The following is an 11,491-nucleotide window of genomic DNA, read 5'->3' on the forward strand; positions in this document are numbered from 1 at the left end:
AACGGTCATCGAGACGGGGTCGGGAAAACCAGCACGAAGGCGCTGCACGCTACAGTGCGAGTAAGCGTATTGGACCCGGTCCGCGTATCTCCATACAGGCCCGCGGCGTGTAACGGCCGCATCGAGAGGCCGAAGACACGACTGCACCTGACCGCATGCCTACACCGGACCCGAGGAAAAAGGGCTTGCATCTGTGGGGGCGTCCAGACACGCCTGACCGCGATCAGCGAGGGCGCCTACGCCGACGGCGATTACGCCAGCGCGAGCGATGCGGCGCTGGCCAACCAGCACCTGCTGCTGGCGCGCCTCTACGCCAATAAGTTTCTTGTGCGCAACGAGACCTCCGCCGCGCGGCGCGTTGCCGCGGAGTTCGACAAGCTGGACGGCCGGCTCGAGACGCTCGATGCCGGCCTGCAGAACCCCGACCGGCGCGCCCTGCTGGGCGAGGTGCGCGATCTGCTGCCGCAGTACCGGGAGGCCTTCGCCGGCGCGCGCGAAGCGATCGTCGAGCGCAACCGCGTGATCCAGGAAACGATCGCTTCAGACGGCCGCGCGGTGGAAGCGGGGGCCGAGGCCATCCAGGCCAGCGTGATCGCCGACGAGAAAATCCTGAAAAACGCGACGGCCGCCACAACGGATACGACGCAAAGCCTGATGCTGGCCGTCGCGGTCGGCGGGATCGCGCTGGGCGCCCTGGCAGCTTGGCTGATCGGCGGGAAGATCTCCGCGGCCTTACGCCAGATCACTGAGGCGATGACGCAACTCGCCGACGGGGCGCGTAACGTCGAAGTGCCCGGCCTGGGCCGCGCGGACGAGATTGGCTCGATGGCCAAAGCGCTCGATGTCTTCAAGACGAACGCGCAACGGCAGCTGGAGATGGCCGAACAGCAGCAGGCCGAAGCCGAGCGCAAGGCCCAGGAGGCCGAGCGCATCCAGCAGGCAACGGAGCGCTTCCGCGGCGACGTCGATCAGATCCTCGATACGCTGAGCAGTTCCTCGACGGAGCTGGAGGCGACGGCGAGCACGCTGTCGGCCACCGCGACCGAGACGTCGCATCAGACCGACAACGTTGCGGCCGCCTCGGAGCAGGCCTCGGCCAATACCCAAACGGTCGCCTCGAGCACGGAAGAACTCGCCACCTCGATCCACGAGGTCTCGAGCCAAGTCGAGAAGACCGCCGGGATCGCCGAGCGTGCAAACGATCAGGCCCGCACGGCGATGACCAAGGTCTCCGAGGTCCAGACCGGCGCCGATGCGGTCACCCGCGTGATCCAGCTGATCAGCGACATCGCCGAGCAGACCAACCTGCTCGCCCTCAACGCCACCATCGAGGCCGCCCGCGCCGGCGAGGCCGGCAAGGGCTTCGCGGTGGTCGCGGGCGAGGTCAAGAACCTCGCCAAGCAAACCGCCAAGGCGACCGAGGAGGTGTCAGCCCAGATCGAGCGCATGCGCGGCTCGGTGCAGGAAGCCGTGCCGGCAATGGAGCAGGTCGCTGAGATCGTCCGGGAGATGAACGAGATCTCCGGGGTGGTCGCCTCGACCGCGACCCAGCAGGCGGCAGCGACCGAGGAGATCACCCGCAACGTCCAGCAGGCCGCCCAGGGGGCGCAGGAGGTCGCGGGCAACGTCCAGGGCCTGCGCGAGGGCGCCCAGGCGAGTTCCGCCGGCTCCGAGCAGGTGTTGTCGTCCGCCGGTGCCCTGGCGCAGCAGGCGAGCGAGCTGCGCACGGCCGTCGATGCCTACGTCCGCGAGGTGGCGGCGTAAGCATAGTGCCGCCCGGCTATGCGCGTGAGCCGGGCGGCACGCGCATAGCTTACTGACCCTCTCGAACCGGGGCCTCGTAGACCGATGACCATGATAAGCCTGTCCCTAAGCGCCGCACCAGATGTCGTGGAACTGGCCGGCCAGTTCGATGCCCTGCCCAAATCGGTCGTGGTGACCGAGCCCGGGCTCAGCGGCAGCTACCAACGCATCCTTTACGTCAATCCCGCCTTCGAGGCGATGACGGGATGGTCGCGGGCCGACGTGGTCGGCCGGACCCCGTCGTTGCTGCAGGGCCCGGAGACCGATCGAACGATCTTCAGGGATCTCCAGGGACGGCTTGTCCGCGGCGAAGGCTGGCAGGGCGAGACCGTCAACTACCGCCGCGACGGCAGCCCGTTCGTGATGGCCTGGTCGATCTCCCCCATGAAGAGCGCTGACGGAGCGCTGCGCGCATTCCTGGCCGTCCAGGACGACGTGACCGAGCGGCGCCAGCTGGAGCGGGCGGTCGAAGAGAGCGAACAGCGCTACCGCGCGCTGTTCGACCAGTCCTTCCAGCTGGCGACGGTCCTGGCGCCGGACGGCACGGTGCTCGCCGTCAACCAGACCGCGCTGCACTTCGGCGATGTCCGGGGCGCGGACGCGATCGGCCGGCCGTACTGGGACACGCCCTGGTGGCAGGTGTCCGAGGCGAGCCGGGCGCGGCTGCGCGAGGCCGTCGCCAGCGCCGCCGCCGGGACGTTCGTCCAGTTCAGGGCCCAGTGCCGCGGCCGCCACGGCGAACCGCACACGCTGGATGTCTCGATCAAGCCGGTGCGCGACGAGTCAGGCGGGATCGTCCTGCTGATGCACGAAGCCCGCGACGTCTCCCCGCTCGTCGAGCAGAAACAGCGCCTCAAGCGCGAAACCGCCCGTCTCAGCCAGGCCCAGCGGATCGGGCGCATGGGCGGCTGGGACTTCGACACCGCCACCCAGACCTTCCAGAACCACGACGAGTGCCGCGAGCTCTTCGGGCTGCCGAGCGACTTCGCCCGGACGTCGCGCGCGGCGTTCGAGACGATCGTCCATCCGGATGACCTGGAAGACCAACGCGAGGCCCTCGACCGGGCGTGCCGCACCGGCGAACGCTACGACGCGACCTTCCGGATCACGACCCCCGGCGGCGCGTACGTCGTCAACGCCGTGGGCGAGCCAATCCGGGATCGTACCGGCGCTGTCCAGGGGCTGGCCGGGATCGTGCAGGACATCACCGAACGGCACCGCTTCGAGCAGGAGCTTATTGCCGCCCGGAAAGAGGCGGAGGCGGCCAGCGAGGCGAAGTCGAAATTCCTAGCGACCATGGGCCATGAGCTCCGGACCCCGCTCAACGCGATCAACGGCTTCTCCGAGATCATGGCGGCCGAGAGCTTCGGCCCGCTCGGCACCCCGACGTATCGGGACTACGCAAAGCACATCCTCGACAGCGGCCACCACCTGCTGCAGCTGATCACCGATGTCCTGGACGTCACACGCTTGCAGATGAACACCCTGGAGGTTCACCCCGAGCGCTTCGACGTCAAAGACTTCGTTCGCAGAACGGCCGAGCAGTTCGGGCCGACGGCGCAGCAAGCTGGCGTCACCGTCGTCGCAGAGTGTGTCCAGGCCGAGCGGCTAACAGCGGACAAACGGCTGCTGCGGCAACTGTTGAGCAACCTGATCGGCAACGCCATCAAGTTCTCGCCGCCGTCGACGACGGTCGAGGTCGTGGGTGAAGGAACCGGGGACGGTGGGTATGCGCTCAGGATCCGGGACGAAGGGCCCGGCATCCCGGAAGAGGCCCGCCAGCGGCTCCTGCAGGCGTTCCAGCAGGGCGACGACACCCTCGCCCGGCGCCACGACGGGCTCGGCCTCGGCCTCTACATCGCCCGTGGCATCGCCGAGGCGCATGGGGGCCATCGGACATCGGGACCGCCCCGGGCGGCGGCGCCGAGATGACAGCGCATTTGCCGGGGCTGTGCCGGGCGGATCACGTATAGGGCGGCGCGTACGAGAGGGCGGCCGGCGAGACCGACGGGCGCGGCGCTACAGGCGCTTGATGAAGATCCAGTAGGCGTTCGGTTCGCTGGCGTTCAGCATCCGGACCCGGATATGCTCGGCGCGCGGATCGAGGTCGCTCTCGAACTCAAAGTCCATCGCGAGGTTACCCTGCGCGATGCCGTTCTCGAAGCGCCCGCGGAAAAACGGGTTGTCCATGCAGGGCGCGATCTCGGTGAAAAAGTTGTGCGAGAGATAGTTGGAATAGTCGAGGCCGGCGATCTGTTCTTCGAGCCTGTTGTAGCCGATGATCCGACCCTCGCCGTCGAGCTTCAGAACGCCGAACGGCAGTTCATTCAGCTCTTCCTGGGTCATCGCATCCACTTTGGCGGCAAGATCCGGATCGCCGAAGGTCGTCGTCATGTGTTCGTTCTGCCCATCGTCGTTGAATGATCTGGCTGGTGGAACCTACATCAGCTGGCTCGGATCCGTTGTCAGTTTGGTGTAGACGGCTTCGCCGAGTATGCCGTCAACCGTCTCGCCGTCGTCCGACAGCGGTAACAGAAGGCGTTCGAACGAGCCCGGCTCCGATCCGTCGCCGAAGTCGAAGGAGAGAAATTCGCGCGTCGCCCTAACACCATCGGCACATGCCGCATACGGCTTGAAAAACATCGGCGTCTCGTCGGTCAGGACCTCTCCGGTCATACGTCGACCCACCATATCCTCCAGCTCGGGTCCGACAAACCGTAAGCTGAACCGCAGGGGGCTTGGCCAGACGTCGACCAGAAGCAGCCGGGGCGCGTGCCGCTCGAGATCGGCCGTGTCGATGTCTTCCCGCCGCGGCATCCCGCGATCGCCTCTGAGACGGTCCCAATAGTCGGCGAGATCGAGCAGCTCGGCGGACCGGAGCTTACCGCGCACACGCTCCAGGGTTTTATCATCGAACAACTGCTGCGCTCCGCATCCGTGTTCCGAGCATGCTAAGTAGAAGCGGTTTCGCGAATATCAACGTACAGGATAATGGCGCACCTCAAAGTACCTGTTCAGGCAATGCGCGCAGGTCCCTTGCGCCCGCAAAAGATCAGAAAATTTGGTCGATCGTTTACGAGATATCAATGGTTCGAGCGCGCACTCAATGCGACCGAGATATGCGGGCACCACTAAACTTGGGATTAGAGAGATGGAACGCCAACTGGGTCGGTTCTCGATGGCCGCCAAGATCCTGTTCGTGGTCGGGTTGCTGGGCGTGGTTGCCGCGCTGGTCGCCGGGGTCGGGACGTTGGGCCTGGACCGTGTGACGACGGCGGCAACGGCCATTGAGGAGACGGGCGATGCGGTTAAGCTCGGCGCGCGCATCTCGCAGGACGTCGTTGAGCTGAACCGAGCGGAGTACGCCGCCGCCGCGGATCCCACCATGGTCGGCGAGATCAAGCAGCGGGTCGCCGAGGTACGTGCGGCCTTTCAGGAAAAACTGCAAGCCGCCCGATCCTTGGCCGACCCACGTGACCGCGCCAAGCTCGACGCGATCGCGGCCAGCTATGAGTCCTACCTGAGCGATCTCGACGCCACCTTGGCGGCCGCCGAGCGAGCGGCGAACGTCGAGCTGACCTCGGCGCAGCAGGCGGTCGTCGCATCCGTGCGTAAGAGCCGCGATCAGGCAGAAGCATTGCGCACGCGCGCCAGCGAATACGTCCAAGCCGTCGAAGGGAACGCGGCGCGCGTGACTGACAAAGCGCACGCAACGGAAACGATGGCGATGACCGTCATGCTCGTCGTGGCCGGTGTTGGCATCGTGGCCGGATTGGGCACGGGCCTGGTGGTTGCCCGAAAAGGCGTCGTGCAGCCGCTCGCCCGGTCGATCTCTGGCATGAACCAGCTCGCCAAGGGCGAACTCGAGATCGAGATCTACGGCGGCGAGCGGAAAGACGAAGCCGGGGACATTGCCCAGGCGCTCATTGTCTTCCGGGACGGCGCGCTCGAGAACCGGCGGATGGTGGACGAACAAGCGGCCGAGGCCAAGCGCAAGGAAGAGCGCGCCGGCCAGGTCCAGGAGCTAACGGACGCGTTCGAGCGCGAGGTCGACGAGGCCATGGGAACGCTCGCCTCCGCCGCGCAGGAATTGGAGAGCACCGCCCAGCAGATGGCGTCGACGGCGGAAGAGACCAGCAACCAGACGGAGACCGTCGCCGCGGCCTCGACAGAAGCGTCCAGCAACGTGCAGACGGTCGCCTCGGCGACCGAGGAACTCACCTCCTCGATCGAAGAAATCGGCCAGCAGGTCCAGAAGACCTCCGCGATCGCCGACAAGGCCGGCGATCAGGCGCAGACGGCGACGCAGCGGATCGAGGAACTCAAGGGTGCTGCTGACAAGATCGGCGAAATCGTGACCCTGATCTCGGACATCGCCGAGCAGACCAATCTGCTGGCGCTCAATGCCACGATTGAAGCCGCCCGGGCGGGCGACGCCGGCAAGGGCTTCGCGGTGGTCGCCAACGAGGTGAAGTCGCTCGCCTCCCAGACGGCCAAAGCTACCGAGGAGATCTCCGGGAAGATCACCGAGATGCAGGAAGGTGTGGCGAGCACCGTGCCGGCGATGCAGACGATCTCCGAGACCATCCAGGAATTGAACGAGATCGCGTCCTCCGTGGCGTCGGCCGGCGAGGAGCAGACCGCAGCCACACAGGAAATCGCCCGGAACGTGCAGGAAGCCGCGCAGGGTGTTCAGCAGGTTTCCGAGAACATCGACGGTCTAAAAGAAGCCTCCCAGGGGACGGCTTCCGCGGCAGAGCAGGTCGCCACGACGTCGAAACAGGTCGCCGAACGGGGCGAGAGCCTGAAGCAGCAGATCGGAAGTTATGTCAAAGAAATGCAGGCGGCCTGATCATCCGGCGTCGGCTACACGGTAAACGCCGGGTTCGTTCGGTAGCGACTTGAGAACGAACCCGGCCGTCCCTCACGATAACCTGTGGCAGAAGATCGGGATCTTGTTTTACAGACTTGCTCGCTTCGCTTCAGCGATCTCACGTGCCCGCGCAGCCAGATCCATGTCCTCCAAGCGCGATACCGCGCGTTCAACATCTCCAGCGGCCTGCCGGGTGTTGCGAGCAAGTTCCGTGAGCTTGGACACCTCGCCCGCCAAGGACCTGTCGTTAGAACCGGCATCCAAATCGTTGTTCCGGGTTGCGAAGCTGAGAACATTCGACATCCTGTCACCCCTTTTGCTCTGTTAGATGACCACAAGATGCCGTCAGCATTTCGTCGTGTCGCCCTGTCAAAGGTTCATCGCTGTGTGCAGCGGTTTATCAGCCTATCCCAAGGGATATCGGTGATTTACCGATTTGGGTGTCGCCTGACTGCTTTATCTCTCGACGCATTATCTGGCGCTAGATACCAAAAGGTGGCCCCAGCACGCGGTTCCGTATCCCAGCGCGCCGGGGCCGGCCAACGCGGACGGGCGACCGCGCCGACCAAACAGGCAGATCGGTAAAGCTGCGCAGCACGTCAAGGCCTACAAACTGCGCCCCGTCCTGAACACCGATGCGACAAAGCTTCCCAGTGAAGCAAACTGTCTAAACAAAACGCCAGACGGTACCTACACGCTCGATGCCGTTCCACACGGAACCTTCAGACCGATACGCCGAACCCCTGTATAACCGCCGACCTATATCCCCTGAACCATCTGGTCCCAGCATGCGTGTCAGTTATAGCCATGGGTTCATTGCATTCCCCTCTCCGCCTTTTACGTTTTCTTAGCGTCAAGTCCGATAGCTTGCTCGTATGGTCCCTGGCGGTGGCTGCCACTTTTCGTCGCAAAAGGGGCCAAAAGAACTAGGTCAGCGCCCTGCGCGCTCAGGAGAAATACGAAGTATGGCCTGCAGTTCCACAGGGACAGGATGCGAACGCTGTGAACGGTTGCCGGCGCGTCCGGACGCGCCTTCGATCCTATACCTCTGGCCCCCGCTCGGCCACAGCGCCGGCAAGATTAGAAAGCATCTTGAGTCGGGCGGTGTGCCCTTCGAGACCGCGGCCGACGGCGAGGGCATGATCCTCCAAGTCGCCGACGACGCGACCAGGCAGTCCCTGCTGGCACTGACCGAGACGCTGTCGCCCGAGGAGCGCCGAGCCGCGCGCACCCTCGCCCTGGCACCGGGCGAAACGCCCAGGTTCGCTGATTATCCCCGCGTCAACGCGCTGGACACCTTCCTGAACTACCTGCGCGCCGGACCGCTGCTCGATACGCTCGCAGATAACGCCTTTGAGGTCGGCTTCGCGCCGATCGTCTTCGCGGACGACCATGATGATATCATGGCGCACGGAGCGCAGTTACGCTTCCCGCAAATGAACGAGCCGCCCGAAATGGTATTCGATCTGGCCCGTCGCGCCGACCTCCTGCACCAACTGGATCGTAGCGCGCGCATTGCCTGCATCGAGGCGGCGCCGGCGCAGAACATCGATACACCGGTGTTCGTCGAGTTCCAGCCGGCGGCGATCTACGATCCCGTCTACTGTCTGCGCACCACCGTCGACGCCGCCAAGCGTGTCGGCCTGCCCCCGGAAAATATCGTCTTTACCTTAAACCACCCGAAAGGCGGCTACGACCTCGGGCATCTGCAAAACATTCTAAGCTACTACCACGAGCAGGGCTACGAAGTCGCGCTTGGCAAACTCGGCAGCGGGGTTGGCGCGCTTGAGCTGCTACAGCACCTGCGCCCGCAATACGCCTGGCTCGCCCCTCGCCTGGTCGCCGGTGTGGCGGGCGATCCCTACAGCGGCGTGATCGCGCGCAAGCTCCTGGAGATGGCGCATCGCCTGCGGATCGACACGATCGCCTACGCCGATCCGACCAGCCCGGAAGCCAACTGGCTGTACGAGCACGGTGTGAACTATCTTGCCAACCCCGTCAATCCGACCGAAGCGCAAGCAAAAACGTCGGCCGGGGACGTAGGTCATGAACACGCCGCCCAGTAGCCGGGCGACGGTGACCCACACGGCCACCAGCCCGGATGTCGTTCCCCTGAGACCGCCCGAGGCCGCCGCGGAACCGGCTGGCGACACGGCGATCCTGGACGCGGCCTGGCCGCTGCTTTTGGAACTCACGGCGCCGCTTTACATCGCCGCGCCGGACGGCCGGGTGATCTTCTCGAACCCGGCGTTCGATAGCGAGCTCGCCCCCGCCCTGCTGGGCGACGGCAACCGCCTACCAAACACGCTCGTGCGCCGGATTGCCCGGGCGACCGAGCCAGTGCGCCAGACCGAGCGACTCCCGGGCGGCACACCGGAGCAAACCCGTACTTTCGAAGGTCTTCACCGCGCCGTATCGATGCCGGATGGGGAGTTGCGTGGGCTGATCGGCACGTTCGCTGAAGTGACCCGGGCGCGCGCGGCGATTGCCGATGTGCGCGCCCTGCGCGGCCGTTTCGAGGAGATCCTCTCGACCGTCTCCGACTGGGTGTGGGAGGTCGACGCGGATTGGATCTTGACCAACTCCAGCACGCGCGACGACGGCGTGCTTGGCTTCGACCCGGTAAGCGCGATCGGCTGCAACCTCTTCGACCTCGGCGAGGTCAGGCAGAATCCGAAGGTGCCCAAACAGCGGCGGCTCAAAGCAAGCCGACGGGCGCCGTTCGAGCGGGTGCTCTACGTCGTCGCCGGCGGCACGCCGGATGAGCGGCTGTTCGAGATCTCCGGCATCCCGAAGTTCAACGAGGACAGCGGCGACTTCATCGGCTTCCACGGCTCCGCTCGTAACGTGACGCAGGAGGTTGCCGCCGATCGGCGGGCGCGCAACTATCGCGCCGAGCTTGAGGCGGCCCTCGGCGAACTCCGCACGAAGAATGCTGAATTGGCCACAGCTCTAGATCGCGTGAAGGCTGCGGACAAGGCGAAGAACCAGTTCCTGGCCATGGTTGGTCACGAACTACGCACGCCACTGAACGCTGTGATCGGTTTTTCCGAGATCATGGATCAGGAGCTGTTCGGCTCGCTCGGGGACGAGCGTTACAACGCCTACGTCGACGATATCCTGGCCTCATCCCGGCATCTGCTGGGCGTGATCAACGACATCATCGATGTGGTGAAGCTGGAGCTGGACGAGCTGCAACTGCGCCCCGACGGTATCGAGGTGGCGCGTTTGCTGGATACCTGCGCGGCCTTCGTGCGCGAGAAAGCCGGGCGCGAGGGGATCGAGCTCGCGGTCAAGCCCGACCTGGACCTGCCGGAGCTGGTCGCAGACCCACAGAAACTCCGGCAAATGCTGGTCAATCTCCTGACCAACGCGGTGAAATTCACCGATCCCGGCGGCCGGATCACTCTGACTGCAGCGCTGGAGGACGGCGAACTGGCGATCCGGGTGAGCGACACCGGTATCGGCATCCCCTACGATCTGCAACACGAAGTGTTACACCCCTTCAAGCAGGTCGACGGCTCGCTGTCGCGCAACGCCGAGGGCCTTGGAATCGGCCTGCCGCTAACCGCCCAACTGGCCCGGGCTCACGGTGGCCGCTTAACGTTAGACAGCGTTCCCGATCATGGAACAACCGTAGCGATATACCTGCCACTTGTCGCCGAGACCCGTCCTGTTAAGGCTATTGCTTCGTTTGAAGCTTCCTCGACCTCCGCGCCGTGACCGGCGGCCGCTAAGCTGGCAGCCGTGTCCCATCCGGGTCGACCCGCACATGAGATCAACCGGTTAAAGCGCGTAAAAACAACCTGATCGGCAACGCCATCAAGTTCTCGCCGCCGTCGACGACGGTCGAGGTCGTGGGTGAAGGAACCGAGGACGGTGGGTATGCGCTCAGGATCTGGGACGAAGGGCCCGGCATCCCGGAAGGAGCCCGCTAGCGGCTCCTGCAGACGTTCCAGCAGAGCGACGACAGCCCCGCCCGGCGCCACGACGGGCTCGGACTCGGCCTTTACATCGCACGCGGCATCGCCGAGGCGCATGGGGGCCATCTGGACATCGGGACCGCCCCGGCCGGCGGCACCGAGATGACAGCGCATTTACCGGCGCTGTGCCGCGCGGATCACGTATCGGGCGGCGCGTGCGAGAGGGCGGCCGGCGAGACCGACGGGGTCGGCGCTACAGGCGCTTGATGAAGATCCAGTAGGCGTTCGGTTCACCGGCGTTCAGCATCCGGACCCGGATGTGCTCGGCGCGCGGATCGAGGTCGCTCTCGAACTCGAAGTCCATCGCGAGGTTGCCCTCGGCGATGCCGTCCTCGAAGCGCCCGCGGAAAAACGGGTTGTCCATGCAGGGCGCGATCTCGTTGAAAAAGTTGTGCGAGAGATAGGTGGAATAGTCGACGCCGGCGATCTGTTCCTCGAGCCGGTTGTAGCCGATAATCCGACCCTGGCCGTCGAGCTTCAGAACGCCGAACGGCAGTTCGTCCGGCTGTTGTTCTGCGACAACAACGGTGGCCGGTGAGCGTCAGCCACGTTGACCGGTGACGGCTGGCTCGGGGCGATCCACAGGCCCGGCCGAACAGGCCGGCCGACCGCGCGCCCCCAGTCGCGCGCCGTAGGTCGGCCGGCCGTCGGTGAGGCCGGGCCTTGTGGATCGCGCTGGCCCCGGTGGATCCGTCTTTTCGGGTAGAAACTGGCCGGTGCGGATCGTTAGGGCGACCGCAGGAAAAACAAGAACTCTGTCGATCAAGTCGATGGAGGTGCGGTTGCCCGGTAGACCCATCACCGACCAGCAGAAGGCACTCTATATGCGTGA

8 protein-coding genes and 1 pseudogene are annotated in these 11,491 nt (G+C 65.2%); 6 read left to right on the top strand and 3 right to left on the bottom strand.

All coding sequences use genetic code 11. The features are described from left to right. On the top strand, window positions 1–1,764 hold a 1,764-nt coding region (locus tag CKO28_RS24570), incomplete at its 5' end, for a methyl-accepting chemotaxis protein (protein ID WP_207168921.1). Window positions 1,765–1,848: 84 nt separating this feature from the next. Next, window positions 1,849–3,735: a PAS domain-containing sensor histidine kinase gene (locus CKO28_RS24575; protein WP_200343534.1), complete on the top strand. Its 1,887-nt coding sequence runs from the start codon at window positions 1,849–1,851 to the stop codon at window positions 3,733–3,735. Window positions 3,736–3,822: 87 nt separating this feature from the next. Here CKO28_RS24575 and CKO28_RS24580 read toward each other — a convergent pair whose 3' ends face one another. Together CKO28_RS24580 and CKO28_RS24585 are read right to left on the bottom strand one after the other, a co-directional pair. Continuing rightward, entirely contained in the window at window positions 3,823–4,197 is a 375-nt protein-coding gene (locus CKO28_RS24580) for a PAS domain-containing protein (RefSeq protein ID WP_200343535.1), read from the bottom strand. Between the two features lie 45 nt (window positions 4,198–4,242). Continuing rightward, window positions 4,243–4,722, bottom strand: coding sequence for a PAS domain-containing protein (locus tag CKO28_RS24585; protein ID WP_200343536.1), 480 nt, complete (start codon window positions 4,720–4,722; stop codon window positions 4,243–4,245). A gap of 232 nt (window positions 4,723–4,954) precedes the next feature. Here CKO28_RS24585 and CKO28_RS24590 point away from each other — a divergent pair, with 232 nt between their 5' ends. The 4 genes and pseudogenes from CKO28_RS24590 (at window position 4,955) to CKO28_RS29485 (ending at window position 10,866) form a co-directional block, all read left to right on the top strand. Further along, window positions 4,955–6,655, top strand: a complete 1,701-nt coding sequence (locus CKO28_RS24590; RefSeq protein WP_200343537.1) for a methyl-accepting chemotaxis protein — start codon at window positions 4,955–4,957, stop codon at window positions 6,653–6,655. 1,127 nt (window positions 6,656–7,782) lie between these two features. Next, on the top strand, window positions 7,783–8,742 hold the full coding sequence (locus CKO28_RS24600) for an EAL domain-containing protein (protein ID WP_200343539.1): 960 nt from the start codon (window positions 7,783–7,785) through the stop codon (window positions 8,740–8,742). Beyond that, window positions 8,723–10,399: a sensor histidine kinase gene (locus tag CKO28_RS24605; RefSeq protein WP_200343540.1), complete on the top strand. Its 1,677-nt coding sequence runs from the start codon at window positions 8,723–8,725 to the stop codon at window positions 10,397–10,399. Before CKO28_RS24600 ends, CKO28_RS24605 begins: the two co-directional genes overlap by 20 nt. An 86-nt stretch (window positions 10,400–10,485) precedes the next feature. Then, window positions 10,486–10,866, top strand: a pseudogene (locus tag CKO28_RS29485) (sensor histidine kinase). Here the strand turns inward: CKO28_RS29485 and CKO28_RS29235 are convergent. After that, entirely contained in the window at window positions 10,853–11,155 is a 303-nt protein-coding gene (locus CKO28_RS29235) for a PAS domain-containing protein (protein ID WP_338050238.1), read from the bottom strand. The pseudogene CKO28_RS29485 and the gene CKO28_RS29235 overlap by 14 nt on opposite strands. Window positions 11,156–11,491: the final 336 nt, after the last annotated feature.

The organism is Rhodovibrio sodomensis (assembly GCF_016583645.1).
GTDB classification, from domain to species: Bacteria; Pseudomonadota; Alphaproteobacteria; order Kiloniellales; family Rhodovibrionaceae; genus Rhodovibrio; species Rhodovibrio sodomensis.